The organism is Streptomyces sp. NPDC059852, from assembly GCF_042731455.1.
Classification (GTDB): domain Bacteria; phylum Actinomycetota; class Actinomycetes; order Streptomycetales; family Streptomycetaceae; genus Streptomyces.
Genome location: NZ_JBHWJK010000017.1, coordinates 51,896 through 76,984, shown reverse-complemented (window position 1 = coordinate 76,984; position 25,089 = coordinate 51,896). Strand labels below are relative to the sequence as shown.

Sequence of the window (25,089 nt, the reverse complement as noted above, 5' to 3'; positions counted from 1 at the left end):
GAGGGATGTAAGTCGGGGGTGGTTCCCTCACTTTCGGGGAGACTCGACGTCAAGGCGCCCCCGACGGCGGGGTCGAGCTGAAAGAGTCGTGTCCATGCAGGTCTGGCCTGGAGAGGCATATCCACTCGGCGCCACGTACGACGGCGCCGGGACCAACTTCGCGGTCTTCACGGAGGCCGCGGACCGAGTAGAGCTGTGTCTGCTGCACGACGACGGCTCGGAGACGGCGGTGGAACTGCGGGAGAGCGACGCCTTCGTACGCCACGCGTACGTGCCTGGCGTCATGCCGGGGCAGCGGTACGGATTCCGGGTGCACGGTCCGTACGCCCCGGAGCGGGGGCTGCGCTGCAACTCCGCCAAGCTGCTCCTCGACCCGTACGCGAAGGCGGTCAGCGGCTCGGTCCAGTGGGGCGAGGAGGTCTACGGCTACCACTTCGGCGAACCCGACCGGCGCAACGACCTCGACTCGGCGCCGCACACGATGTCGTCCGTCGTGGTGAACCCGTACTTCGACTGGGGCGACGACCGTCGCCCCCGCACCGAGTACCACCACACGGTGATCTACGAGGCCCATGTGAAGGGCCTGACGATGCGCCATCCGGGGCTGCCGGAGGAACTGCGCGGCACCTACGCGGGCCTCGCCCACCCGGCGCTGATCGAGCACCTGACCGAGCTGGGTGTGACGGCGCTGGAGCTGATGCCGGTCCACCAGTTCGTGAACGACCACCGGCTGGTCGACATGGGGCTGAACAACTACTGGGGCTACAACACGATCGGCTTCTTCGCCCCGCACAACGCGTACGCCTCCTGGGGCGACCGCGGCCAGCAGGTCCTGGAGTTCAAGTCGGCGGTACGGGCGCTGCACGAGGCCGGTATCGAGGTCATCCTCGACGTCGTCTACAACCACACGGCCGAGGGGAACCACCTCGGGCCGACGCTGTCGTTCCGGGGCCTGGACAACCCCCAGTACTACCGGCTGACGGACGACCCGCGGTACTACATGGACACCACCGGCACGGGGAACTCGCTGCTCATGCGGTCCCCGCACGTGCTCCAGCTGATCATGGACTCGCTGCGGTACTGGGTCACCGAGATGCACGTCGACGGCTTCCGCTTCGACCTCGCGGCGACGCTCGCACGCCAGTTCCACGAGGTGGACCGGCTGTCGTCGTTCTTCGACCTGGTGCAGCAGGACCCGGTGGTCTCCCAGGTGAAGCTGATCGCGGAGCCCTGGGACGTGGGCGAGGGCGGCTACCAGGTGGGCAACTTCCCGCCGCTGTGGACCGAGTGGAACGGCAAGTACCGCGACACCGTGCGGGACCTGTGGCGGGGCGAGCCGCGCACCCTCGCGGAGTTCGCCTCCCGGCTGACCGGCTCCTCGGACCTCTACCAGGACGACGGGCGCCGCCCGCTGGCCTCCATCAACTTCGTCACCTGCCACGACGGCTTCACCCTGCACGACCTCGTGGCGTACAACGAGAAGCACAACGACGCCAACGGCGAGGACAACCGCGACGGCGAGAGCCACAACCGGTCCTGGAACTGCGGCGCCGAGGGCGAGACCGACGACCCGGACGTGCTGGCGCTGCGAGCCCGGCAGATGCGCAACTTCATCGCCACGCTCATGCTGTCCCAGGGCGTGCCGATGATCAGCCACGGCGACGAGTTCGCCCGCACCCAGCGGGGCAACAACAACGCCTACTGCCAGGACAGCGAGCTGGCGTGGGTGCGGTGGCCGCAGCCCGGCGAGGGCGAGGAGGAGGGGGCCGGGAGAAGCCCGTCGCTGGACCTGCTCGCCTTCACGCGCGCGATGGTGGGCATGCGCCACGACCACCCGGTGTTCCGCAGGCGCCGCTTCTTCCACGGGCGGCCCGTGGAGGGCACCCACGACGACCTGTCGGACATCGCCTGGTTCACTCCGGAGGGCAAGGAGATGACCCAGCGGGACTGGGACCGGGCGCAGGCGTCGGCGCTGACGGTGTTCCTCAACGGCAACGCGATCTCCGAGCCCGGACCGCGCGGGGAGCGGATCGCGGACGACTCGTTCCTGCTGATGTTCAACGCCTCGCCGAAGACGCTCGACTTCGTCGTGCCGGTCGACCACGGCCGGCAGTGGCAGGTCGTGGTCGACACCGCCCGCCCGGACGGGGTGCCGCCCGGCACGGGGCCGAAAGTGCAGGCCGGGGAGCGGCTGACGCTCGTGGACCGCAGCCTGACGGTGCTGCAGCGGCCCGTGTAGGCGCGGCGCGGGTGCGGTCCGACCGGCCGGGCCGCACCCGCGCGTGGGCCCACGTGGCGGCGGGTGATGACACGAAGGGCGGCCAGAGGGGTACGTAGCTCTGCATGACACCTGAGCGACCTGACCCGATGGTGCCGACCGCCACCTACCGACTGCAGCTGCAGCCCTCGTTCCCGTTCCCGGCCGCGGCCGAGGCCGTGCCGTACCTGTCCTCGCTCGGCGTCTCGCATCTGCACCTGTCCCCCGTCCTGGAGGCGGTTCCGGGGTCGGGGCACGGCTACGACGTCGTGGACCACGCGCGGGTACGCGAGGAGCTGGGTGGCGAGGAGGGGCTGCGCGCCCTGTCGCGCACCGCCCGGGAGCACGGCCTGGGCCTGGTGCTGGACATCGTGCCGAACCACATGGCGATGGCCCCGCGCCACAACCGCGCCCTGTGGGACGTCCTGCGCGAGGGCTCCGCGTCCCGGTACGCGCGCTGGTTCGACATCGACTGGGAGGCGCAGGGCGGCCGGGTGCTGCTCCCGGTCCTCGGCGGTCCGCTCGGCGCGGTGCTGGACGATCTGGTGGTGGACGGCGACGTGCTGCGCTACCACGACCATGTGTTCCCGCTCCGTGAGGGCACCGGCGATCTCCCGCTGCCCCGGCTGCTCGACGCCCAGTGGTACCGGCTGGCGTGGTGGCGGCTGGCCCGGACCGAGCTGAACTACCGGCGGTTCTTCTCCATCTCGGAGCTGATCGGGGTGCGGGTGGAGGACCCCGAGGTGTTCGAGGCCACCCACGGCAAGATCCTCCAGCTGCTGCACGAGGGCGTGGTCGACGGGCTGCGCGTCGACCACCCCGACGGCCTCGCCGACCCCGACGGGTATCTGCGGCGGCTGCACGAGGCGACCGGCGGGCGCTGGACCGTCGTGGAGAAGATCCTGTCCGACCGGGAGCATCTGCCGGCCGCCTGGCCGGTCGCCGGCACCACCGGCTACGACGCCCTGCGGCACATCGACGGCCTGTTCACCGACCCCGCCGGGTACGGCGAACTGCTGGGCGCGTACCGGCGGTTCGCGGCCCCGCAGACCGACCGGGGCGGCGACTGGGACGCGACGGTGCGGCGGGCCGGGTACAAGGTGCTCACCCATGAGCTGGCCGCGGAGGTCGACCGGCTGACGCGGGCGGCGCACCGGGTCTGCGACACCTCCCCGGACCCGGCGCTGCGCGACCGGGCGCCCTGGGCGCTGCGCACGGCCCTCCAGGAGCTGCTGGTCCGGATGGACGTCTACCGGCCGTACGCCTCGACGGACGCCTCCCTCGTGCTCACGGAGGAGGCCGCCGCAGAGGCGCGGCTCGCCTTCGCCGTGCCCGAGGAGGCGGGTGCCGTGGACGTGGTCCGGGACCTGGTGCTCGGGCGGGCCGGGGACGGGCCGGCCGCCGAGGAGTTCCGGACGCGGTTCGCGCAGACGTCGTCGGCGCTGCGGGCCAAGTCGGTGGAGGACACGGCGTTCTACCGGCATGTGGCGCTGCTGTCGGCGACGGAGGTGGGCGGCGACCCGGGTAGCCCTTCCGTGTCCCCGGACCGGTTCCACGCGTACTGCGCGCGCGTGCAGCGCGACTGGCCGCTGACCGGGACGGTGGTGTCCACGCACGACACCAAGCGCAGCGCCGACGTGCGGGCCGCGCTGGCCGTGCTCACCGAGTGCCCGGCGGACTGGGCGGACGTCGTGGCGGAGGTGACCCGGGACGGCGAGGGCGTCCCCGACGCGCAGCTGGCGTGGGCGGCCTGGCAGACGGTGTTCGGGCTGGGCGAGGCCGACGCCGAGCGCGTGCAGGGGGCCCTGCTGAAGCACGTCCGGGAGGCGGGCCTGTTCACCAGCTGGACGGAGCAGGAGCCGCCGTACGAGGAGGCGGTGGCCGCCTTCGTGGCCGCGGGGCCGTGCGGGGTCCCCGGCGAGCGGGTGACGGCCTTCCGGCGCGGCCTCGAGCCGCACATCCGGGCCAATGTGCTCGGCATGGCCCTGACGCAGCTGACGATGCCGGGCGTGCCGGACGTCTACCAGGGCACCGAGGGCGAGTACCGGGCGCTGGTGGACCCGGACAACCGCCGGGCCGTGGCGTTCCCGCCCGCCGACGCGGGCGACAAGGGCACGGTGACGGCGGCGGCGCTGCGGCTGCGCAGGCGGCGCCCCGAGGTGTTCGGCGACGCGGCGTCGTACGAGCCGCTCGCCGCCGAGGGTCCGGCGGCCGGGCACTGTGTGGCGTTCGTGCGGTCGGGTGAGGTCCTGACCGTCGTCACTCGGCTGTCGCTGCGGCTGGCGCGGGACGGCGGCTGGCGGGACACCAAGCTCGCGCTGCCACCGGGCCGCTGGGTCGACGTACTGGACCCGGGGCGTGAGTACACGGGCCACGCGCGCGTGGAGCAGCTCCTCGAGCGGCTGCCGGTGGCGCTGCTGGAACGCACCGGGGAGTGACGGCCGGGCCCGGGGCCCCGGCAGGCCGTGACGCCCCCGGGCGCCCCCGCTGGGCTCCCCCTGTGCTCCTTGACAGCTCAACGAGTCCGTGGGGTACTGCGGGTGGCGACGCCGGGCGGACGTGACGGGGGTGAGTTCCCTGACGGAGCTGCGCTACCCCACACCCGCCGAGCTGGCGCGGTCGGCCCGCTCGCTGGCCGCCCACCGCCCGGCGCTGTGCACGCTGCGGCAGGTGGGGGTCTCCCGGGCGGGCAGGCCCCTGCACCTGCTGTCGATCGGCCACGCCGCACGGGCCGTCCTGGTGGTCGCGGGCGCCCACGCCAACGAGCCCTCCGGCGGACCCGCGCTGCTCGCCATCGCCGAACGGGTGCTGCTGGAGCCGGAGTTGCGGGCGGACGTCTCCTGGCACCTCCTGCTCTGCGCGGACCCCGACGGGGCGAGCCTGCACGTCACCCCGGCGCCGCGCAGCCTGTACGACTACCACCGCGGCTTCTTCCGGCCCGCCGCCCCGGAGCAGCCGGAGTGGGCGCCGGCGACGCTGCCGCCCGACCGGCTGCCGCCCGAGACCCGGGCGCTGACGGCGGTCATCGACGAGCTGCGGCCCTATCTCCAGGTGACGCTGCACGGCACCGACCTGGGCGGCAGCTGGGTGCAGCTGACCCGGGACGTCCCCGGGCTCGCCGAGCCGTTCGCGAAGTCGGCGGCGGAGCTGCACATCCCGGTGGAGACCGGCGCGTCGGACGCGGTGGGCTGGCCGGCGTCCGGTCCGGGGGTGCATGTGATGCCGGCGCCGGACGCGCGGGCGGCGTATCCGAGCATGCCGGACGACGCGCGCAGCAGCACCTGGTACCACGCGCACCGCTACGGCGGGCTGACCGCGGTGGTGGAGGTGCCGATGTGGGCCAGCGACCTGGTGGACGACCCGGCCCCGCACCCGGCGCCGGACCGCGCGATGCGGCGGCTGGCGGCCCGGCTGCTGCGGGACGCGCTGGAGGTGGAGCGGGTGCTGGCGCAGGCGCGGCCCCGTCTTGCGGGCGTCGACGGACCGCTGCTGCGGGCGGCGCAGTGGGCGCTGGAGCTGGTGCCGGGGCTGGCCGCGGACTGGACGCGCACCCCGCCCGCCGACGGCACCATGGCGTACATCGGGAGCGTCGACGCGTTCGGGCGCCGGCTGCCGCTGCGGGCGGCGGCGATGCTGCTGCGGGTGCTGCGGGAGGCCGACGACCGGGGGGCGCAGCGGCTGGACCAGCTGGTGGCGGCCTGGAGCGAGTCGTTCGCCGAGCGGTTCCGGGCTCGCTGGGTGCCGTTGGAGCACCAGGTCGAGCACCAGTCCCGCACGGTTCTCGCGGCGGCGCTGCACGCGCGCGACCGGCCGCTCTGAGCCGCCGGTACGCGCGCGTGCCGTCCGGTCAGTCCTCCACGGCGAAGACCGCGCCGGTGCGCGCGGCGAGGCCGCAGCCGTTGGCGAAGGTCTCGCGGTAGTCGATCGGGTGGCCGTTCCACTCGCCGCGCGCGTGGGCGGTGACGGGCGCGTAGACCATCGGGCAGTAGGTGTCGCGCCGTTCGAGCCTGCGGATGTCGCCGTCCACCGCGTCCAGCTGCGCGCAGGCCTCGGCCGCCTTGGCGTGGCCCTGCGGCGGGTCGCAGAGCAGGAGCCGGCCGGGGCGTTCGCCGTGCCGGCCGTCGCCCTGGGTGACGGTGACGAAGAGCCAGTTGCCGGAGTCCGCCCGCTGGGCCGTCGCGTGGGGTGCGGCGGCGCCGAGGAGCAGGGCGGCGGCGGCCGCGAGCAGGCCGCCTCGTGCGAGTGTGGTGCGTCGGGTCATTCCCGATGCATCGGCACGGTGGCGCCGGTGTTCCAGCCCGACTCACCCGAACGGGATCGCCCGGAGGCGTGCCGGTGGGCGAGTTCGAACGCGGAGAGCACGACGCGCGACTGGTACTCGACCTGGCGGGCGACCGGGATCCAGCGGGCCCCGCACCCGTCGCGGTAGTCGTCGCACCAGGTGTCGAGCCATCGCTCCAGCTCGGGCAGGACGCCCGCCGGGTCGCGGCCGGCGCCGGTGACGAGCTGGTGCAGCAGTCCGGCGGTGCGCAGGGCGAGCCGCCGTCCGGCGATGCGCAGGGCGGCCAGATGGGCGGTGCTGAGCAGGGGCAGCGGGTGGGTGCCCACGGGGTCCGGGACGTCGGGGTCCCAGGTGTCGGCGAGGCCCGGGCAGACCAGTAGGTAGTCGTCGACCGGGGCGAGCAGCCGGGCCGTCTCGGGGCCGGCCGGCAGATGGGGGCGCAGGCGGTCCAGGAGCCGTTCCAGGACCAGGGTGTCGTCGCGCAGGGTGTGGCTCACCCTGCGCAAAACCGTTTCCTCGTCGGTGGGCGGGGCGCCGTCCTCCACCGCCGCCACCCCCCACATGGGGGCCTCGACGACCGCCGTGACGGTGCCGTGCCGGTGCGGGTGGAACCAGGTCGACTCCACGGCCGCCTCGGTGATGGCGGCGGCCAGACTGCCGCGCCGGGGCCGCGGGATCCGGTAGACGGCGGGGCCCAGCTCCGGCCAGTACAGGGTGTCGTACGGCCCGAGCTCGCGCGGGATGCCCAGGCGGGCGGCGCTGTGCGCGACGCGCTGGGCGAGCCCGGGCAGGTCGTGGGTCAGCTCGACGAAGCCGCCGCCCACGTCGACGCCGTGCAGCGAGCACTGCAGGAAGGGCCGCAGCTCGTCCTGGAGCGCGAGCAGGGTGCGGGTCTCGGGGAGCGTCACGGCGTCCGCGCCGTCCGGCAGCCACTCGGGCTGCTCCAGGAAGCCGGGCCGGAAGAAGCGCCGGAAGTAGTCGCCGAGGGCGTACGGGCCCCGCAGCCAGCCCTCGTTGCGGCGCAGGCCGTCGGGGTCGAGGCAGAGCAGCAGGTTCCAGGTGGCGTCGGCGCCCTCATGCAGAGCGGGGTCGGCCAGCACGCGCTCGGCGAGCCGCAGGACGGTGGCGCCGCCCACCGGCTCGTTGGCGTGCGGCCCGGCCACGACGAGGGCCTGGCGGCCGCCGTGGCCGACGGACAGCAGCCACAGGGGCGTACCGGCCCGTGAGGTCCCGACCCGGCGCAACCGCGCCTGCCGGGGGTGGCGGGCGACGAACGAGGCCGCTCGCGCCCCGAGCTCGTCGACGGTCGGATAACGCAGGAGGGGCGGCAGGGCACACCTCCACGAATGTGGTGCCGTCGGTTCACCTGGTGTGCATGGTGTACGCACAGTCAGTCACGACTTGAGGTGTACGTCAACACCGCGACGGGCAAAGCGACTTGGGTCACCCGGCCGGTCCGCGGGCGGTCTCCCGTCAGTGCGCGGCCAGGCGGAACGCCATCCGCCCGAAGCCGATCTGGTCGCCCTCCCGGACGACGACGGCGCCGATGACCCGACGGCCGTTGACCGTGGTGCCGTTGGTGGAGCCGAGGTCGCGCAGCACCCACAGACCGGCCTGGTGGCTCAGTTCGGCGTGCACGCGGGACACCGTCTCGTGCGTGAGCCGCAGCCCGTTGGCGGGGTCGCGGCCTATCCGCAGCGGATGCCCGGTCGCGGGATGGGGCAGCAGCAGCTTGGGCAGCCGCTCGGCCTGCCAGGCGCGGCGCAGCCGTACGGTGAAGCCGGAGACCGCCTCGACGGTGCCGAACACCATGCGGGACAGCCGCCCCTGCGAGGGCAGATCCGCGGTGAGGGCGAGGAGTTCGTCCGAGCGGCGGGCGGCGAGGGCCAGCTCCATGCGCCGGACGAACGTGTCGTGCGACAGCCGGCCCATGGCGACGCCGTCACGGAGCACCTTCAGCGCCTTGTCGCGCTCCGCGTCGGACAGCCGCGCGGGGTACGTGTGGAACTCGAAGGACGACGTCACGGTGCCGATTGTCGGTCAGCGCGTCCCGGCTGTCCAGGAAACGCGGAAACGGCGGGCGGGGTGGGCGGCGGTGCGCGCGGCACGCCGTCCGTCGCGAAAGGGTGGATCCCGCAGCGGATCGATCTCCGGTGGAGCACCATGGACGGGCTACGTCACCGTGAGCAGACGAAGGGGAACCGTCCGTGCAGTTCGAGGTGTGGGCACCAGAGGCCGACCGGGTCACGCTCCATTGCGACGGCGCCACGCGCGCGTTGGAGCCCGATCCGGAGCGTGCGGGATGGTGGCGGGGGGAGGCGGACGCGCGGGACGGCAGCCGGTACGGCTTCGCGCTGGACGACGGGCCGGTGCTGCCCGATCCGCGGTCGCTGCGGCAGCCGGACGGCCCGGACGGGCTGAGCGCGGTCGTCGGCCACGGGCGGTTCGCGTGGGGCGCCGAGTGGGCGGGCCGGCCGCTGCCCGGCGCGGTCCTGTACGAGCTGCACGTCGGCACGTACACCCGGGAGGGCACCCTGGACGCCGCCGCCGACCGGCTGGGACATGTCGCCGAACTGGGCGTGACGCACGTCGAGTTGATGCCGCTGACGCCCTTCCCCGGCCGGCACGGCTGGGGGTACGAGGGGGTCTCGCTGTGGGCGGTGCACGAGCCGTACGGCGGGCCCGAGGCGCTGAAACGCTTCGTCGACCGGGCGCACACACTGGGGCTCGGCGTGGTGCTGGACGTGGTCCACAACCACTTCGGCCCGTCCGGCAATCACCTGCCCGCCTTCGGGCCGTACCTGACCGACCGGCACCAGACGCCCTGGGGCGCCGCGGTCAACCTGGACGCGCCCGGCTCGGACGAGGTGCGCGCCTTCCTCGTCGGCAGCGCCCTGGCCTGGCTGCGGGACTACCGGCTCGACGGGCTGCGCCTGGACGCGGTGCACGCGCTGGTGGACACGCGCGCGTGCCACTTCCTGGAGGAGCTGTCGACGGCCGTCGACGCCCTCGCGGACGAGCTGGGCCGGCCGCTGTCGCTGATCGCGGAGACCGACCTGAACGACCCGCGGCTGATCACCGCGCGCGAGAACGGCGGGCTCGGACTGCACGCCCAGTGGAACGACGACTTCCACCACGCCCTGCACACGGCCCTGACCGGTGAGTCCCAGGGCTACTACGCCGACTTCGCGCGGGCGCCGCTGGCCGCCGTGGCCAAGACCCTGACCGGCGGCTACTTCCACGACGGCACCTACTCCAGCTTCCGGGGGCGCCGTCACGGCCGCCCGCTGGACCGTACGCGGGTGGGCGGGCACCGGCTGCTCGGCTACAGCCAGACCCACGACCAGGTCGGCAACCGCGCCCAGGGCGACCGGCTCGCCGCCTCCCTCTCCCCCGGCCTGCTGGCCTGCGCGGCCACGCTGACGCTGACGGCGCCGTTCACGCCGATGCTGTTCCAGGGCGAGGAGTGGGCGGCGGGCACGCCCTGGCAGTTCTTCACCGACCACACCGACCCCGAGCTCGCCGAGGCCGTACGCCGGGGCAGGCGGCGGGAGTTCGCCGCGCACGGCTGGGCCGAGGAGGACGTGCCGGACCCGCAGGACCCGGCGACCCGGGAGCGCTCCTGCCTGGACTGGTCCGAGCCCGGCCGCGAGCCGCACGCGCGCGTGCTCGCCTGGTACCGGCGCCTGATCGCCCTGCGCCACGAACAGCCCGACCTCACCGACCCCGACCTCGCCGACACCAAGGTCGCCTACGACGAGCAGGCCCGCTGGCTCGCCTTCCGGCGCGGGGACGTCCGGGTGGCCGTGAACCTGTCCGACCGCCCGGCGGCGATCCCGCTGGGCCCGCGCAAGGCGGAGGTCCTGGCCGCGTGGGAGCCGGTGGAGTCACCGGGCGCGGACGGGGTGCTGCACGTGCCGGGCGAGTCGGCAGTGGTCCTGCTCCAGTCCTGACCGGGCCTCGGAGTTGGGGGCGCCTCAGGGCTCGGAGTCCTGACCGGGCTTCGGAGTTCGGCGCGTCTCAGGGCTCGGGGTCGCCGTCCGTGACCCGCTCCAGCAGGATCGCCTCCCAGGCGTTGCGCAGCCAGGTGCGCAGCACGGGCAGAGGGGTCGTGCCCTGCCCGTCCAGGCGGGCCGCCAGGCGCACGATCGCGTCGCAGCGGGCCAGCCAGAGGCCGCGCAGGCAGGGGCGGGCGCCGTACCCGGAGAGGGTGGCGGCGCGGACGGCGGCCGGTGAGCCCACGGCGAGCGCGAGGCCCGCGATGTCCTCGGCGGGGTCTCCGACGACGGTGCCGTCCCAGCCGAGGACGCCGCGCACCCGGCCGTCGGCGCTGACGACGAGGTGGTCGCCGGTGAGGGCGTGGTGGACGAGGACGGGAGCACTGGGCTGCGCCCCGAGCTGCACGGCCGCGGGCCGGGTCAGCTGGCGCAGGCGCTCGGCGTCGAACTCGTCGGCGGCGGCCAGCCGGGCCGCGGCGCTCTCGGCGGTGCGGCGCAGGGTCTCCAGCGAGCGCGGGGCGGCGCGCGGCACGCCCAGCGTCTCGGCCTGCCGTACGGAGATCTGGTGCAGGCCGGTGAGCAGCCCGGACAGGTCGGCCTCGCCGATGGCGGACACCTTGTTCTCGGTGCCCGGGGCGCCGGGCATCCGGGTGTCGAGGGTGTAGGTCAGGCCGGGCGCCCACTCGCCGTGGGCGACGCTCGTCGGCACGGCGACGGGCACGTGCGGGCGGACCAGCTCGCGCACCCGCAGTTCGCGGCGCTGGCGGACGGCGGCCTCCCGGTCGGGGGCGAGGCGCAGCACATGGCGGGCGCCGACCAGCCAGGTGGTGGGGCCGGCGCCCGGGGAGGCGGGGCGGATCTCGGGGCCGGCCGAGCCGCCGGTGCCGTCCTCGATCAGGGAACGGACCAGCCGGCGGACGGTGTCCGCGGTGGGTGTCGGTGCCTGGGTCATGGTCGCGCCGTTGTCGCTCGGGGGTGGACGGGGGCTCCTTGCTCCGGGCCGGTGCCGGTGCCGGTGCCGGTCAGTCGACCATCACCATCTCCCGGGTGGTGTCGTTCAGGCGCCGGGCGCCGTCCTCGGTGACGGTGACGATGTCCTCGATGCGCACGCCGAAGCGGCCGGGGAGATAGACGCCCGGTTCGACGGAGAAGCACATGCCGGGCACCAGGGGCTGTTCCTCGCCCTCGATCATGTACGGCGGCTCGTGCGTGGTGACGCCGATGCCGTGACCGGTGCGGTGGATGAAGTACGGCCCGTAGCCGGCCTCGTCGATGACGGCGCGGGCGGCCCGGTCGACGTCCTGGCAGGCCGCGCCGGGCCGCACGGCCCGGTACCCGGCCTCCTGGGCGGCGCGCACCAGGTCGTGGACGCGGCGCTCCTCGTCGGTGGGCGGTCCGACGTGGACCGTGCGGGAGGTGTCGGAGCCGTAGCCGTCCCTCAGGCCGCCGAAGTCGAGGACGACCATGTCGCCCCGCTCGATGCGCCGGTCGCCGGCCTCGTGGTGCGGGTCGGCGCCGTTCGGTCCTGAGGCGACGATGGTGAAGTCGACCTGCGCGTGCCCGAAGCGCCGCAGCAGCTCCGCGAGGTCGGCGGCCACCTCGGACTCCCGGCGCCCGCCGAAGGGGACCGTGCGGATCTCCTCGAACGCCGCGTCCGCGGCGGCGCCCGCGGCGGCCAGCAGTTCCAGCTCGGCCGCGTCCTTGACGGCCCGCAGCATCGGCAGGGCGTCGGTGAGGGAGGCGTACGAGGTGCCGGGCAGGGCCCGCTGGAGGGCGAGCAGATGCATCGCCCAGGCGTTGTCGCTGATGCCGAACCGGCCGCTCGTGTCCAGGAGGGCGGCGGTGGCGGCGTAGGGGTCCTGGCCGTCGGTCCAGTCGCGCAGGGTCATGACGGGTGCGCCGGCGGCCTTCGCGGCGTCCGGGGCCTCCAGGGCGGGGACGACGAGGACGGGCCCGTGGTCCGCGGTGAGGACCAGCAGGGTGAGCCGCTCGGTGTCGGCGGGCGGGGAGTACCCGGTGAGCCACACCATGTCGGGTCCGGGCGCCACCAGCAGCCCGGCGAGCCCGGCACCCTCGGCGGCCCCGACGGCACGCTCCATCCGGGCCCGGTAGTCGTCGGCGGTGAAGGGCGCGCGCACGGTGCCACTCATCCGGGCCTCCCAGGTCACGTAGAAGGAGTACGGGCAGCATCCTGCCCGCCCGAGGCAACCCACGCGAGCCGGTCGGGGGAACCTCGGCGATCGGTCGCCGTCCGGATGTCCGCCGTCCGGGTGGTCACGTCGTGATGCCCGGGACCGCCGTCAGGTGCTGGCGGGTGCCGTCCGCGTGGCGGACCGTCAGGGTGATGCCACGGCCGGGGCGGGCGCGGGAGACCGCTCGGGCGAGGGACGACGCGTCGTCGACGCGTGACCGGCCGAGGGCGAGGACGACGTCCCCGCGGACCAGTCCGGCCGTGTAGCCGGGGCCGGGGACATGGACGGCGACGACCAGGGCACCCGGCCCGCGTGTGTCGACGGCCTCGATCCCCAGCGTCGCGCCGGTGGGCGACGCGGTGGCCGGTGCCGGGGCGGGGGTGGGGGTGGGGGCGGGCGCGCTCCGGCGCTGGAGTGCGGCGAGTTCCCTCATGCCGACCATCGTGCTGCCGAGCGTGCCGAGCCCGACGCCCGCCAGGACGAGGACCAGGGCCGCGAGGACCGCGACGGCGAGGTTCGCCAGGCGCCGCCCGCGCCTGCGGGGCGCGGCGTGCGGGCGGCGGGCGCCCCCGTCCGTCCGGTCCTTGTCGGTGGGCCCCTGACCAGGCATGGGCTTGGGTCGCAACGCAGTCTGTTCCATCGGATCGCCTCCGGCAGGTGACTACCCTGCGCACCGGCGCACGACGAGCCACGATCGAGTGAGACTGACCCGCCGGATCCCCCGACCCGAGGAGTGACCGTGCCGACGCGAGACGAGCGTGTGTGGATGCGGCGGGCCGTCGCGCTGGCCACGGCGAGCGTGGCCGAGGGCGGCGGCCCGTTCGGCGCGCTGGTCGTCCAGGACGGCGAGGTGGTCGCCACCGGCACCAACCGTGTGACCGCCGCCCACGACCCCACCGCGCACGCCGAGGTGTGCGCGCTGCGGGCCGCGTGCGCGGAGCTGGGCAGCGCCTCCCTGGAGGGCTGTGCGCTGATCGTGTCGTGCGAGCCGTGCCCGATGTGCCTGACCGCGGCCCTGTGGGCGCGCCTGGACCGGGTCGTGTACGGCGCCGACCGGCACGACGCGGCGGCGGCCGGCTTCGACGACGCGGCTCTGCACGAGCTGTTCGCCCGGCGGGACGACGTGTCCTGGCCGCTGTCGCTGGAGCGGCTGGACGTGCCGGGCCGGACCGAGCCGTTCGACGCGTGGCGGGCCGCGCCCGACCGCGAGGAGTACTGACACGCAGGACGCCCCCGCCCCGGATCACGACAGGGCGGAGGCGGGGGCGTCCGGGTCAGCCCAGGACGGGTACGGCGGGCGGCCGGTCCGGCAGGAAGCCGTGGGCGCGCCGCGCCAGGTAGTCGGCCTTGTAACGGTCCACGCTGCGATGCCAGTTGAGGATGCCCGCCATCCAGTTCTGCAGGTCGGTCACATAGGTCGCCATGGCGTCCCGTGCCTCTTCGGAGAGCTGGAAGTCGTCGTACACGACCGGCAGTTCGTGCGCGACGACATGCTCGAACTGCCGCATCCGCTGGTTCATCAGATCCTGGACCACGGTGAGCGCGGCCGGGTAGTCGCAGCCGAAGAAGTTCTGCACGACCAGGATGGAGTTGTGGACCTCGCCCTCGTACTCGATCTCCTTCTGGTACGAGAAGACGTCGTTGAGCAGGCAGGCGTAGTCCATCGCGGCGTTCTCCAGGGAGCGCACCGGTCCGCTGCGGTACACCTCCGGGGGCACCGCGGGGCCGTGGCCCATCCGGCACATCGCCATGGTGAGGTCGGAGCCGAAGGTGGACCGGCGCATCTCCAGGTAGTCGACCGGGTCCGGGACGCGGTGCAGGAGCTGGTTGTGCAGCTCCCACAGCCAGCTCTGTGTCATGGAGTTGACCGCGTTCTTGAAGGTGCCCCGCTGCTCGGGCGTCATGTCCGCCGTCGTCCGTGTCCACAGGTCGATCAGCGCGCGTTCCATCGCGTTGGACGGGACGAGCGTGACCTCCCCGTCGTCGACGGGCATACAGGCGGCCAGGCGCTCGGTGGTGAGCTTCGCGGCGGCCAGGTCGCGGCGGTGGCCGAAGACGAGGGGGTAGTAGTCGTCGCCGTAGGTGCCCCAGGCCAGCCAGTGGGCGCTGAGGTCGAGGGCCTCCTTAGTGGCGTCGGGGTCCAGGCCCGCCGAGCACAGGGCGAGGTCGGCGGCGGCGAGCCGGTCCTCGTCCCAGACGCCCTCCTGGAGGATGCCCATGCGGTGCGACCACTCCACGAGCCCCTGCCGGGCGCCCGGCAGATGCGGGCACAGCTCCACCTGGTAGGGCATGTGGAAGTCGGGGATCACGGACGGTCCGACCCGCTGGTACGGCACATGGGTGTGGGCGCGCGCCCGCTCCGCCCCGGCCGAGGCGAGCAGGGCGCCGACGTCGGCGGCGGAGGTGCCGGGGCCGGAGAGTCCGTGCCAGGGCCGGGTGGTGCGGGCTCGCTCGTTCATGTACCGGCTGGAGCGCATGTGCCATTCGTGGCCGCCGGACTGCCAGTCCTGCAGACCCAGGGTGTAGGCGGCGACGGCGGCGATCTCGTCGGGGGTGAGCCCGTTCTCCAGGGCCACCGCGGGCACTTCGGTGAGGGCGGTGTGCTCGAACTGGTGGAGCCGTGAGGTGAGGACGTCGTTCACCATGTCGGCCGCCTCCTGGGTGGAGCAGCCGAAGAAGGTCTCCAGGACCAGGACGCCGTTGCTGAGTTCGCCCTCGTCCTCGACCTCGCGCTGGTAGGAGAAGAGGTCGTTGCGCAGGTGCACGGCGTCGGAGAACGTCTCCATCAGCACCCGCATCGGCCGCGAGTCGGCGACGGCGGCGGGCACCTCGGCCCGCGCGTACTCCACCAGACCGGCGGACCAGGGGGCGCCGCCCACCTTGCGGCGCATCTCGATGTACTCGACGGGGTTGGCGATCCGCCCCTCGTTGATGTTGGACAGCTCCCACAGGGACTCGTTGAGCAGGTGCTCGGTGGCGACGGCGAAGCGGCGGCGCCAGTTCGCGGACATGGCCGGGACGGTGCGCGTCCACAGGTCGGCGAGTCCGGCCTCCACCGGGTTCTCCGGCTCCGGCATCGGGGTGGCCGGGTCCATCGGCATGAACAGGGCGAGCCGGTCGAGGTGGGCCTTGCCGGCGGCGCGGTCCTGGGTCCGCTTGTACATGTCCAGGAAGTGGTCGTCGAAGAAGAAGACCCACACGTACCAGTCCGTGATGAGGGACAGCGCGGGTCCGTCGCACTCAGGGTGGGTGTAGGCGCAGAGCAGGCCGTAGTCGTGCGCGTCGAGGTCGGACTGCTCCCAGATCCCGGAGCCCTCCAGCATGCCCATCTCGCGCGCCCACGCCGTCGAGTGGGCGCGGGCCTCGTCGACGTGCGGATTGAGCCGCGCGGGATACGGCATGTAGAAGTGCGGGAGTTCGAAGGGCTGCTGCGTCATGGCCCGGCCCTACCCAGGGCCTTCGGCGGGCATCCTCCGGGCCGCACATGATCACACCATCGCGTGAAACGGGGGCGAAAGCGGGCGTCCCGGGCGGGGGTTGTGACGCCCGGGGGCGATCACCGGCGCGCGAACGCCCCACGGCCGCAGCCGCCGCCTCCGTCAGGTCCGCACCTGGATCAGCGCGTGTGTCCCGGCCGTCCGCCACTTCTCTCCCTCGGCGGTCACCAGCGCGGCCTCCGTGCCGGCGTCCAGTCCGGTGACCACGTCGGACTTCAGGGTCCGCAGGGCCGCGACCGGACTGGGGAAGTGGGCGGTCACCTCGGCGAACGGGGTGGTGGGTGGCCAGCGCCGGTCTCCCACGAGACGGCGGTAGTTGAGGTCGCCCTTGAGGATGGTCAGGGTCGCCGAGGCCAGTTCCCCACGGAGGTCGTCGGGCATGTCCGCGTACGGCAGCGGGGCGCAGGAGAAGGGGTGGGCGCGCACGGTCAGCCGGCCGTCGGTCAGCGCCTCCCACAGGACGCGCCCGTGCCCGGCGGCGGCTCCCGGGGCGGTGACGAGCCGGCGCAGGGCGTCGAGCACGTCGGTGTGCGTGGCGTCGGAGACGTAGTACGGCTGCGGTTTGACGTGCAGCAGGACGCGGGCGGCACGTCCCTCGGTGAGGAGCCGGGCGATGAGCAGCAGGTCGGGGACGAGTTCGCGGCCGGCGTTGTCGGCGATCAGGCAGACGGTGGCCGTGCCGGAGGGCGGGAGCAGCGACCAGAGGACGTCGCTGTCGTCGGCCACCAGGGGCGGGGTGCCGGAGCCGGACGGGCCGCCCGTGGCGCCCAGCCGGAAGCTGAGGTCGGCCCGGTTGCCCCACAGGGAGCCGTGCAGCAGCGCGCGGTCCTGTTCGGCCGGGGGCAGACCGGCGAGGGCGTCGAGGGCGGCCAGTTCCTCGTCGGTCCCGGGCGAGTCGAGTTCGGCCGTCTTGGACGGGCGGAACGGGTCGACGCCCTGCCAGGGGCCGGGGGCGAAGTAGCCCACGGCGTCGAGGAGACGGCGGTGGAAGAAGCTCTCGGACCACAGCCACGGCACGTCGAACCAGGACCGGCCGGTGTGGGTGCCGGCGCCCCAGGCCGTCCAGCGGTCCCGGTCGTGGGCGTCGGCGGGCAGCGGTTCGATCACGCCGTCGAGGCAGTTCGCGAGCAGGGCGTCCAGGGCGCGGCGCTGCTCGGGGCCGTAGGGGAGCGCGTCCCGGACCTGGCGGATGATCGCGGGGTGCCGTTCGGCGAGGACGCCGTGCGGGAAGGAGCCCGGCTCGTCGGCGAGGAGGACGGGTGGGAGCGGGGCGTCGGACCGTGGCATGCGCCTCACCGTACCGCCCGGGTCATACGGCTCTGAGCTCCCGTTCGAGCTGTGTCGCGAGGGTGAGGTAGCGGGCGCGACGGGGCACCGGGACCAGTCCCCGGATCATCAGGTGCCACATCTCGGCGACCCGGCGGGGCTGGCGGGCGACGCTCTCCGTGGACCGGCCGACGACCCGGGTGCCGACGAAGAAGCAGACCAGCGCGTGTGCGGCGGCCTCGGCGTCGACGTCGGGGTGCAGGTCGGACTCCTGGGCGGCGCACACGAGCCGGCGGGTGGTGATGTCCAGCAGCTCGGTGAACGGGTGCCGCAGGGGCGGGCGGATCACCACTCCCCCGGTGGCCAGGCGCAGTCCGGCGCGCGGGATGGGCCCTTCGACGGACAGGCGGGTGATGCCGAACGTCGTGCGTATCAGGGACTCGAGGGAGGAGTAGCCACGGCCCTCCATCTCGGCGGCGACCTGCCGGGACGCCCGCGACTGGAGCTCCATGATGGCCTGGGCGAGATCCTCCTTCGCCGCGAAGTGGAAGTACAGGGCCCCCTTGGTGACCTGGGCCTGTTCGACGATGTCGCTCAGACTGGTGGATTCGTAGCCATGACGGTCGAACAGTTCCGCGGCGGCTGTGAGGATCGTCGTGCGGGTCTGTTCGGCGCGTAGCTGCCTCGCCATCGGGGGGACACTCCTGAAGGGGGCGGAAAAGAACGGGACATGCCGTTTGTTTCTTACTCCCTGCACACGATAGCTCAGCGCTCCTCGGTCCCCACCCCACACTCGAATACCACCGCGTCTTTCTGACGGGCCGTGACGCGGACGGCCGTGCCACCGGGAACGGCCGCCCCGGTCCGCTCGATCCAGGTGGGCAGGTCGAGTTCGGCGTACCGGTGGAAGACGCAGGAGAAGGAGACCGGGATCCGTCCGCGGCTCGCGGGGTCCGCGGCGAGCATCTGGCAGACGGCCTCCAGCAGGAGCATCCCGGGGACGTGGTCCAGGGGATGATCGAAGAAAACAGCATGACCGGTATCGACGCGCAGCTGACGGCGGCCCGGAGCGACGGCCGGGGCCAGGACGACGTCGGCGGCCGAGGCGCGGCCCACGGCGGTGGGCGGCAGGCCCGGCGGGAGGGGCAGGACGGGGACGGTGGCGGCGGAACGTCCGCCGCGCAGCCGCCGGTAGACGGCCTCGCCGGTCCAGGTCGCCGCCACCTGTGCGGTCGCGACGCTCGCGGAGCCGAGCAGGACGTCGGCCTCGTAGCGGAACCCGGTGGGCCGGCCGCCGCGGCGGGTGACGTCGGTGACGGTGACACGCAGCAGGGGTTCGGCGGGCGCGGGGCCGACGGTGAGGAGTTCGGGTCGGGTGGTGATCGCCAACTCCCGCAGCACGAAGTGGTGTCCGAGGGGGACGTCGTAGGCGGTGTGGGCGAGGAGGGTGCCGGCCTGGCGGACGGTCTCGGCGACGAGCAGCGGCTGGTAGGCCGACCGGTCGGGCGAGACGAGCAGCTGATGGGTGCGCGGCCACTCGGCGAAGACGTCGAAGGAGTCGGCTCCGGTGGCGACCGCCCCGGTGAGAAACGTTTCGGCTACGGAAGCCCGGTGGACGAGCTGGCGGGGTACCGTGGCCGTCAATCCGTCGGGCGCCGTGGGGAGTCCGGCGAGCGGGGTCGTGGCGAGTGGCCGCGAAGGTGGCATGTCCCCTCCTTGGGTCCCCCGTGTGTGCCCGTACGTGCGCTGAACAGGCGGCGAGGTGCCCGTGCCGCGAGCGTTAGAGTACGAGGCGACCGGTTTGTTTTCAATGCGGCCGCGGGTCGCTCGCCCGTGCCCCACCGCTCCGGCGCACGCGGGGCGCACAGGCCGACTCGGGGTGATGAAGGGGCTGTTATGGCGAGGCAGGAGCGCGCCATCAGAACGCGGCAGGTGATCCTGGAGGCGGCCGGGGCGGTCTTCGACGAGCACGGGTACGCCGCCACGACCATCTCGATGGTCCTGGAGCGCGCCGCGGTGACCAAGGGCGCCCTGTACTTCCACTTCCCCTCCAAGGAGTCGCTCGCGCAGGCCGTGCTGGACGAGCAGATCTCGTTCGGGGCGGTACCGCCCCAGCCCTGCAAGCTGCAGGAAGTCGTCGACATGACCTTCGTGTTCGGGCAGCGGCTGCGGCACAACGCGCTGCTCAAGGGGAGCGTGCGGCTCGCCGTGGACCAGAGCGCGCCGTCCGGCGTCGACCACTCCGGGGCGTTCCGGCAGTGGGCGGACCTGCTCGTCGTCGTCCTGGAACAGGCGCTGGCGCGGGGGGAGTTGCTGCCCACCGTACGGCCCCGGCAGACGGTGGAGCTGCTGGTCGGCTCGTTCGCCGGGATCCAGCTGATGTCCCGGGCGCTGACCGACCGGGCGGATCTGGCGGAGCGTATCTCGCAGTTGTGGGGGCATCTGCTGCCGGGCATCGCGGTGCCGGGCCTGCTGACCGGCATCGACCGGGAGCCCGACCGGGGACTGCGGGTGCTGGCCGCCCTCGACGCGACGGCCGTCGGCGTGGGCCACACCTGACACGGACCGTGATCGCATCGGACCGGAGTGACGGTTTCCGTGCGAGGCGTCCGGTGGCGGAGGGAAGGACGGCGGGCCGGCCGATGCCCCATCCGCATCGGCCGGCCCGCCCGCTCATGGCGTCCCCAGGGGGACGTCCGGCCGGCGTCGGTCCAGAAGGTCAGGCTCTGGTTGTCGAGCCGTCCCGTGGTACGCGGCGAGGGCGCGGGTGGGCGACAGGACGTGCGAACGCGGCGGCCGGACCGGCGTGAGCCGGGCCCCCGCGGGGTCACCGGTGGGCCGGCTGTGGTCGAACGATAGGCAGAGAGAAGGTCATCGGGATACAGGGGAAACCCTCGACCGGGCCGGAGACCCACCCTCGACGTCCTGTGCCCGACCGGTGAACGCGGGCTTCGCCCCGGCTCGGCGCGCTCTGAACGCGCCGGGCGCGATTCCCGTACTGCACAGGGACCGTTGCCGTCGGCCGAGGAGTCGTTCCGGATGTCCCGGATGCCCTGGATCAGTTCGCATCGCGCCGCTCTGGCGGCCGCCGTCGCCGTGCCGTCGCTGCTCACGGTGTGGGCGGCGGGGCCCGCTCACGCGCATGGGGCGCCGACGGATCCGGTGAGCCGGGTGTACGCCTGCTCCCCCGAGGGCGGTGCCGCGTCCCGGTCGGCGGCGTGCCGGGCGGCCGTAGCGGCCAACGGGGCGCCCTTCACGGCCTGGGACAACCTGCGGATCGCGAACGTGAACGGGCGGGACCGGCAGGTCGTGCCCGACGGCGGACTGTGCAGCGGAGGGCTGACCGCCTACCGGGGCCTCGACCTCGCGCGGTCCGACTGGCCCTCGACCCGGCTCACCCCCGGCGCCACCCTGACGATGCGGTACTCCTCGACCATCCCGCACACCGGCACGTTCGAGCTCTATCTCACCAAGGCCGGCTACGACCCGGCGAAACCGCTGACCTGGTCGGATCTGCCGGACCGGCCGTTCGCGTCGGTCAAGGACCCGGCGCTGACGAACGGCGCGTACCGGATCACGGCGAAACTGCCCTCCGACCGCTCGGGCCACCATGTGCTGTACACGGTGTGGCGCAACACCAGTACGCCGGACACCTACTACTCGTGCTCCGACGTGGTGTTCCCGGCCGCGACGGGAGACGGTACGGGCGGCGCGGGCGCGGCGACGGGCGCGGCAGGGGCGGGGCGGGGCGCGAAGGCCACCCCGGGGGGCGGCGCGACACCCACGAAGAAGGCGCCGGTCGCCGCCTCGCCCACGGCCTCCGCCACCGACGCCGCCGAGCAGGCCGCCTCCGGTGCCCCGCGCGCCGCCGAGGCCCCCGCCGGCACTCCGGTGGTGTCCACCGGCACGTCCGGTACGGGGGCCTCGGCGCCGCTCGTCGCGGGCGGCGCCGCCACGGTGCTGGTGCTCACCGGGGGCGCCGCGCTGGCCCTGCGTCTGCGCCGGAAGTGAACTCCGGTTCGACGGCGACTAGTTGACGTACACCACTTCGCCGTCGGCGTTCACGGGGGCGTACTTGGCGGTGAAGTAGCCGTTGGCGAAGCACAGGGACGAGCCGGAGACCTTGCTGAACTGCTGGCGGGTGAAGGTGATGGTGTGGTCGTCGTTGCTCGCCGTGCCGGTCAGCCCCGGCGCCTGGTAGACGCAGTTGACGCTGCCCAGCAGGGTGCGCAGCACGACGGTGGTGCGCACGGTGGAGCCGGCGGGCGGGGTGACGGTCACCGTGCCGTCCGAGGCGACGGTGGAGTCGTACGGCAGGTTGTTGACGGTGATGCTGGTGACGCCGAGGACGCCCACCACGTTGGTGGAACAGCTGGCGGCGTCGAAGGTGTGCGCGGTGACCGACTCGGTGGCGGTGCCGGGCGCGGCCGGGTTGCCGGTCACGGCGGCGGTGAACTGGGACGAGGTGCAGGTCAGGCCGCTGGTGCCGGTGGCGCTTGAGTAGAAGGTCGCGTTGGTCCCGGCGGCCAGCGGCGCGGTGAGGACGTCCCCGGCGGCGACCGCCGCTCCGTCGGGGGACCCGACGGTGAGCACGGCGCCGTCGGCCGCCGAGGCGGGGACGGCGAACGGGAGGGTGAGCGCGGCGACGGCGCCGGCGAGGGTCGTGAGGGTGCGGGTGCGCATGCGGCTGTACCTCGACTTTCGTAGGGGGAGCCCTGGGCGGTTCAGGTCGCCCAGGGAGTCGGGGAGCCCTGTGGGGGGCTGTGGGGGAAGTGCTGCGTGCGCCGCCGCCGGCCCATGGCGCCTTCTCCGTACGCCAGGGCCCGGCAGCGGCCGCCCGGCACGGGTCGAGGGGGGAGCGACCGTGACGGCGCGCGGGGAGGATCTCGCCGAAGCGGAGTGTGAAGGAGATGCGGTCCGGGAGCGCGGGCAGGGGCCACGCGACGGGGATCCGGCGCCACGGATCCAGGGGAACCTTGCGAGAGTTGTAGACCTGAGTGCCCGTCAACGTCAAGCGCCTCTACGGGAGTTGTCGAGATGTCGAGGGGTTCGCAAGGTCGCGGGCGGTCCGCCGGGCACGAGCGCCACACCATCGGCACCGTTTTTCCACAACTGCCTTGACCCTCAGGTGTAACCACCGGTAACTTCCGGCTTTGGCTACCGCGGAGTACGTGAAAGCCCTTGCATCCGCCGGGAGGTGCGGGGAGACGTGCGGCCGCGGGCGCTGTCCGCGCCAGGACAACGTGCCGCTGATGCCCTACCCGTGTCCTTCGCACCTGGGAGCAGTCATGGCCTCGTCCTCCGACGTCACCTCGTCCTCCGGTGACACCCCCGAGCAGCCGGAAAGCGGTTCCGTACGCCGCGGGCGCGTCCGGGCCCGCCGGGCCGCCGTGATGGCGGTGCCGGCCACCCTGGTCGCCGCCGGCCTCGCGGTGCTCACCGCGGAGGGGGCGCTGGGTGTGCAGTTCGCCATCTCCGGCATGCCGTTCACGGTCACCGCCACGGAGCTGAACGGCACCGGCTTCGAGCAGTTCGGCGGTCTCGACGAGATGGCCCCGGGCAGCCCCAACGAGGGCGACACCGGCGGCCAGGTCCTGATCGTCACCTCCGCCATCAAGAACGCCACGCTCACCAAGCTGTGCCAGAGCGTCGACCTCGGCGGCACCAACCTCCTCATCACCGCGGGCAGCGGCGCCGAGAAGGTGACCGCCAGCGATCTGACCACCGACTCCACCGAGCTGTCCGGCGACGCGGCGTTCAACAACATCGAGATCGGCAACGACGCGAGCACCCTGACCAAGGCCGGGGTGAAGGGCCCGATCGGCGTCTTCAGCCAGCAGGCCGACACCGTGCGGATCGCGAACCTGCGGCAGACCAACTACGCCACCACCGCTGGTGTGTTCAAGCTGCCCGGCCTGAAACTGCGGTTCAGCGGCTCGGGGTGCTGATGGACGGGCGAGCGGGCGCGCGGGCCGCCTTCCGCCGATGGCGGTCCGACCGGCCGTTCTGGGGCGGGCTGCTGCTGGCGCTCGGCGGTGCCTGGATCCTGCTCACCATGAAGGCCTCGCTGAAGGTCGTCCTGCACATCGGCATGCAGGGGCTGGCCGGGTATCTGCTGCCCGTGCTCATGGTGCTGCTCGGCCTGCTGACCCTGTTCAACCCGGCACAGCGGCTCTTCTACTCGATCACCGGTGTCCTTGTCTCGCTGGGGACCTGGCTCACCTCCAACCTCGGCGGGTTCCTGGTCGGACTGCTCCTCGGGGTGGTCGGGAGCTGCCTGGTGTTCGGCTGGCTGCCGGACCAGGAGCCGCGCAAGAGCCGGCGGGAGCGTCGGCGCGCCGCCGCGGAGGCGGGCTGAGCACACGCGGGCACACCGGGCGGAACCCGGGTCCCGGGCGTGTCCGCGTGGGCGGTTCATCACGATGTGGCAGCGGCGGCTCACCCCGGGTGGTGACGCACTTGACTACCGGTGGCCGCACGCGATTGGCTCCGCCCCAACGGGAGTTCAGCAGACCGGCGGATCCCAGCCGTGCGACGCCGGCCGTGCTCCCGTTCGTTCCTCCTGCTCGGCCGCACAGCGAGGTGCCGCACCACCATGAACACCCCACGCCCGTCGTCCGCCGCCTTCCGGGTCGCGATATGGACGGCCACCGTCTGTCTGGTGCTGGCCGGGTGCTCCGGCGGCGGGACCGGCGACGAGAAGGGCACGGACGCGGCGGGCGGCCCCTCCGGGCCGAGGATCGCCCTCATCACCCACGGCGGGGAGGGCGACGCCTTCTGGGACCTGGTGCGCAGGGGCGCCGAGGCGGCCGCGGCGAAGGACGGCGTCGCGCTGACCTACGCCAGTGACGCCGACCCGGCCGGTCAGGCCGCGCTGATGCGGGACGTGGTCCGGCAGCGGGTCGACGGCATCGCGGTGACCCTGGCGAAGCCGGGGGCGATGGCACGGGCCGTCGCCGAGGCGCGGGCGGCCGGCATCCCGGTGGTCGGCCTCAACTCCGGCATCGACGCCTGGCGTTCGGCGGGTCTGCTCGGCTTCTTCGGCCAGGACGAGAGCGTCGCGGGCCGAGCCGTCGGCGACAGGCTCGACGACCTCGGGGCACGGCACGCCCTGTGCGTCGTCCACGAGCGCGGCAACGTGTCCCTGGAGGCCCGCTGCGCGGGCGTGAAGAAGGCGTTCGGCGGAGAGAGCGAGAACCTGTACGTGGACGGCACCGATCTGGACGCCGTCACCGCGGCCGTCACCGCCCGGCTCGGCCAGGACCCGACGATCGACGAAGTCGTCGCCAACGGCGCCCAGTTCGCGCTGGCCGCGGTGCGCTCGGTGCGGGACGCCCGCAGCAGGGCGAGGGTCGCGACCTTCGACCTCAGCAAGGACCTCGTCCCGGCGGTCCAGTCCGGCGACGTGGGGTTCGCCGTGGACCAGCAGCCCTATCTGCAGGGCTATCTCGCCGTCGACGCGCTGTGGCTGTACCGGACCAACGGCAACACGCTCGGCGGCGGGGAGAAACCGGTGCTCACCGGTCCGGCCTTCGTCACGAGCAAGAACGTGGCCGCGGTCGCCCGGTTCGCCGGCGCCGGGACCCGCTGAACCGGA

General features: G+C 73.7%; 21 protein-coding genes. 10 read left to right on the top strand and 11 right to left on the bottom strand.

From position 1 onward, the window contains the following. Positions 1-94: 94 nt before the first annotated feature. The 3 genes from glgX to ACFV46_RS21965 all read left to right on the top strand — a co-directional run bounded on the left by glgX (position 95) and on the right by ACFV46_RS21965 (position 6,076). Positions 95-2,239: a glycogen debranching protein GlgX gene (gene glgX / locus ACFV46_RS21975; protein ID WP_385499324.1), complete on the top strand. Its 2,145-nt coding sequence runs from the start codon at positions 95-97 to the stop codon at positions 2,237-2,239. A gap of 104 nt (positions 2,240-2,343) precedes the next feature. Further along, a complete protein-coding gene (treY, locus tag ACFV46_RS21970) occupies positions 2,344-4,695 on the top strand; it encodes a malto-oligosyltrehalose synthase (RefSeq protein WP_385499322.1) in 2,352 nt (783 codons plus the stop codon). Positions 4,696-4,825: 130 nt separating this feature from the next. Further along, positions 4,826-6,076: a M14 family zinc carboxypeptidase gene (locus ACFV46_RS21965; protein WP_361932461.1), complete on the top strand. Its 1,251-nt coding sequence runs from the start codon at positions 4,826-4,828 to the stop codon at positions 6,074-6,076. A 28-nt stretch (positions 6,077-6,104) separates the two neighbouring features. Here the strand turns inward: ACFV46_RS21965 and ACFV46_RS21960 are convergent, their stop codons facing one another. The 3 genes from ACFV46_RS21960 to ACFV46_RS21950 form a co-directional block, all read right to left on the bottom strand. Then, on the bottom strand, positions 6,105-6,518 hold the full coding sequence (locus ACFV46_RS21960) for an SSI family serine proteinase inhibitor (RefSeq protein ID WP_361932464.1): 414 nt from the start codon (positions 6,516-6,518) through the stop codon (positions 6,105-6,107). Further along, positions 6,515-7,870 (bottom strand): M14 family zinc carboxypeptidase, encoded by a 1,356-nt coding sequence (locus ACFV46_RS21955; protein ID WP_385499393.1) that lies wholly within the window; start codon positions 7,868-7,870, stop codon positions 6,515-6,517. Before ACFV46_RS21955 ends, ACFV46_RS21960 begins: the two co-directional genes overlap by 4 nt. A gap of 142 nt (positions 7,871-8,012) precedes the next feature. Further along, positions 8,013-8,564, bottom strand: coding sequence for a DUF1707 and FHA domain-containing protein (locus ACFV46_RS21950; RefSeq protein WP_062668573.1), 552 nt, complete (start codon positions 8,562-8,564; stop codon positions 8,013-8,015). Between the two features lie 182 nt (positions 8,565-8,746). Here ACFV46_RS21950 and treZ point away from each other — a divergent pair, with 182 nt between their 5' ends. Continuing rightward, positions 8,747-10,492: a malto-oligosyltrehalose trehalohydrolase gene (treZ, locus tag ACFV46_RS21945; protein ID WP_385499321.1), complete on the top strand. Its 1,746-nt coding sequence runs from the start codon at positions 8,747-8,749 to the stop codon at positions 10,490-10,492. 67 nt (positions 10,493-10,559) lie between these two features. Here the strand turns inward: treZ and ACFV46_RS21940 are convergent, their stop codons facing one another. The 3 genes from ACFV46_RS21940 to ACFV46_RS21930 all read right to left on the bottom strand — a co-directional run bounded on the left by ACFV46_RS21940 (position 10,560) and on the right by ACFV46_RS21930 (position 13,369). Next, positions 10,560-11,489 (bottom strand): phosphotransferase family protein, encoded by a 930-nt coding sequence (locus ACFV46_RS21940; protein ID WP_385499320.1) that lies wholly within the window; start codon positions 11,487-11,489, stop codon positions 10,560-10,562. A gap of 70 nt (positions 11,490-11,559) precedes the next feature. Beyond that, the gene (locus tag ACFV46_RS21935) at positions 11,560-12,687 is read right to left on the bottom strand and encodes an aminopeptidase P family protein (RefSeq protein WP_385499319.1); all 1,128 of its coding nucleotides are present in this window, start codon (positions 12,685-12,687) and stop codon (positions 11,560-11,562) included. 124 nt (positions 12,688-12,811) lie between these two features. Beyond that, complete coding sequence (locus ACFV46_RS21930) at positions 12,812-13,369, bottom strand: PDZ domain-containing protein (RefSeq protein ID WP_361932475.1); 558 nt, start codon at positions 13,367-13,369, stop codon at positions 12,812-12,814. Positions 13,370-13,468: 99 nt separating this feature from the next. On the opposite strand from ACFV46_RS21930, the gene ACFV46_RS21925 reads away from it, so the two are divergent. Further along, on the top strand, positions 13,469-13,948 hold the full coding sequence (locus ACFV46_RS21925) for a nucleoside deaminase (RefSeq protein ID WP_385499318.1): 480 nt from the start codon (positions 13,469-13,471) through the stop codon (positions 13,946-13,948). 55 nt (positions 13,949-14,003) lie between these two features. On the opposite strand, the gene cyc2 is transcribed toward ACFV46_RS21925, so the two are convergent. The 4 genes from cyc2 to ACFV46_RS21905 all read right to left on the bottom strand — a co-directional run bounded on the left by cyc2 (position 14,004) and on the right by ACFV46_RS21905 (position 19,199). Next, a complete protein-coding gene (gene cyc2, locus ACFV46_RS21920; protein WP_385499317.1) occupies positions 14,004-16,166 on the bottom strand; it encodes a germacradienol/geosmin synthase Cyc2 in 2,163 nt (720 codons plus the stop codon). A gap of 162 nt (positions 16,167-16,328) precedes the next feature. Continuing rightward, positions 16,329-17,513, bottom strand: coding sequence for a damage-control phosphatase ARMT1 family protein (locus ACFV46_RS21915; RefSeq protein ID WP_385499316.1), 1,185 nt, complete (start codon positions 17,511-17,513; stop codon positions 16,329-16,331). Between the two features lie 22 nt (positions 17,514-17,535). After that, positions 17,536-18,183: a ScbR family autoregulator-binding transcription factor gene (locus ACFV46_RS21910; RefSeq protein WP_361932483.1), complete on the bottom strand. Its 648-nt coding sequence runs from the start codon at positions 18,181-18,183 to the stop codon at positions 17,536-17,538. Positions 18,184-18,257: 74 nt separating this feature from the next. Next, positions 18,258-19,199, bottom strand: a complete 942-nt coding sequence (locus ACFV46_RS21905; protein WP_385499314.1) for a ScbA/BarX family gamma-butyrolactone biosynthesis protein — start codon at positions 19,197-19,199, stop codon at positions 18,258-18,260. 189 nt (positions 19,200-19,388) lie between these two features. On the opposite strand from ACFV46_RS21905, the gene ACFV46_RS21900 reads away from it, so the two are divergent. Both ACFV46_RS21900 and ACFV46_RS21895 read left to right on the top strand, forming a co-directional pair. Next, complete coding sequence (locus ACFV46_RS21900; protein WP_361932487.1) at positions 19,389-20,051, top strand: ScbR family autoregulator-binding transcription factor; 663 nt, start codon at positions 19,389-19,391, stop codon at positions 20,049-20,051. A gap of 480 nt (positions 20,052-20,531) precedes the next feature. After that, positions 20,532-21,503: a lytic polysaccharide monooxygenase gene (locus ACFV46_RS21895; RefSeq protein ID WP_385499313.1), complete on the top strand. Its 972-nt coding sequence runs from the start codon at positions 20,532-20,534 to the stop codon at positions 21,501-21,503. 18 nt (positions 21,504-21,521) lie between these two features. On the opposite strand, the gene ACFV46_RS21890 is transcribed toward ACFV46_RS21895, so the two are convergent. Beyond that, on the bottom strand, positions 21,522-22,175 hold the full coding sequence (locus ACFV46_RS21890; protein WP_376726850.1) for a Tat pathway signal sequence domain protein: 654 nt from the start codon (positions 22,173-22,175) through the stop codon (positions 21,522-21,524). A 605-nt stretch (positions 22,176-22,780) separates the two neighbouring features. Here ACFV46_RS21890 and ACFV46_RS21885 point away from each other — a divergent pair. The 3 genes from ACFV46_RS21885 to ACFV46_RS21875 all read left to right on the top strand — a co-directional run bounded on the left by ACFV46_RS21885 (position 22,781) and on the right by ACFV46_RS21875 (position 25,083). Then, positions 22,781-23,440, top strand: coding sequence for a DUF6230 family protein (locus ACFV46_RS21885; RefSeq protein WP_062668583.1), 660 nt, complete (start codon positions 22,781-22,783; stop codon positions 23,438-23,440). Next, positions 23,440-23,850 carry a DUF6114 domain-containing protein gene (locus tag ACFV46_RS21880; RefSeq protein WP_361937143.1) on the top strand — a complete coding sequence of 137 codons (411 nt, stop codon included), beginning with the start codon at positions 23,440-23,442 and terminating at the stop codon, positions 23,848-23,850. The genes ACFV46_RS21885 and ACFV46_RS21880 overlap by 1 nt, the downstream gene beginning before the upstream one ends. Positions 23,851-24,087: 237 nt before the next feature. Beyond that, a complete protein-coding gene (locus ACFV46_RS21875; RefSeq protein ID WP_361937142.1) occupies positions 24,088-25,083 on the top strand; it encodes a substrate-binding domain-containing protein in 996 nt (331 codons plus the stop codon). The last annotated feature ends 6 nt before the right edge of the window (positions 25,084-25,089 follow it).

Coding starts and splice junctions, on each gene's coding strand:
- glgX (WP_385499324.1), top strand. CDS start 95: ATGCAGGTCTGGCCTGGAGAGGCATATCCACTCGGCGCCACGTACGAC.
- treY (WP_385499322.1), top strand. CDS start 2,344: ATGACACCTGAGCGACCTGACCCGATGGTGCCGACCGCCACCTACCGA.
- ACFV46_RS21960 (WP_361932464.1), bottom strand. CDS start 6,518: ATGACCCGACGCACCACACTCGCACGAGGCGGCCTGCTCGCGGCCGCC.
- ACFV46_RS21940 (WP_385499320.1), bottom strand. CDS start 11,489: ATGACCCAGGCACCGACACCCACCGCGGACACCGTCCGCCGGCTGGTC.
- ACFV46_RS21935 (WP_385499319.1), bottom strand. CDS start 12,687: ATGAGTGGCACCGTGCGCGCGCCCTTCACCGCCGACGACTACCGGGCC.
- ACFV46_RS21930 (WP_361932475.1), bottom strand. CDS start 13,369: ATGGAACAGACTGCGTTGCGACCCAAGCCCATGCCTGGTCAGGGGCCC.
- cyc2 (WP_385499317.1), bottom strand. CDS start 16,166: ATGACGCAGCAGCCCTTCGAACTCCCGCACTTCTACATGCCGTATCCC.
- ACFV46_RS21915 (WP_385499316.1), bottom strand. CDS start 17,513: ATGCCACGGTCCGACGCCCCGCTCCCACCCGTCCTCCTCGCCGACGAG.
- ACFV46_RS21910 (WP_361932483.1), bottom strand. CDS start 18,183: ATGGCGAGGCAGCTACGCGCCGAACAGACCCGCACGACGATCCTCACA.
- ACFV46_RS21905 (WP_385499314.1), bottom strand. CDS start 19,199: ATGCCACCTTCGCGGCCACTCGCCACGACCCCGCTCGCCGGACTCCCC.
- ACFV46_RS21900 (WP_361932487.1), top strand. CDS start 19,389: ATGGCGAGGCAGGAGCGCGCCATCAGAACGCGGCAGGTGATCCTGGAG.
- ACFV46_RS21895 (WP_385499313.1), top strand. CDS start 20,532: ATGTCCCGGATGCCCTGGATCAGTTCGCATCGCGCCGCTCTGGCGGCC.
- ACFV46_RS21890 (WP_376726850.1), bottom strand. CDS start 22,175: ATGCGCACCCGCACCCTCACGACCCTCGCCGGCGCCGTCGCCGCGCTC.
- ACFV46_RS21885 (WP_062668583.1), top strand. CDS start 22,781: ATGGCCTCGTCCTCCGACGTCACCTCGTCCTCCGGTGACACCCCCGAG.
- ACFV46_RS21880 (WP_361937143.1), top strand. CDS start 23,440: ATGGACGGGCGAGCGGGCGCGCGGGCCGCCTTCCGCCGATGGCGGTCC.
- ACFV46_RS21875 (WP_361937142.1), top strand. CDS start 24,088: ATGAACACCCCACGCCCGTCGTCCGCCGCCTTCCGGGTCGCGATATGG.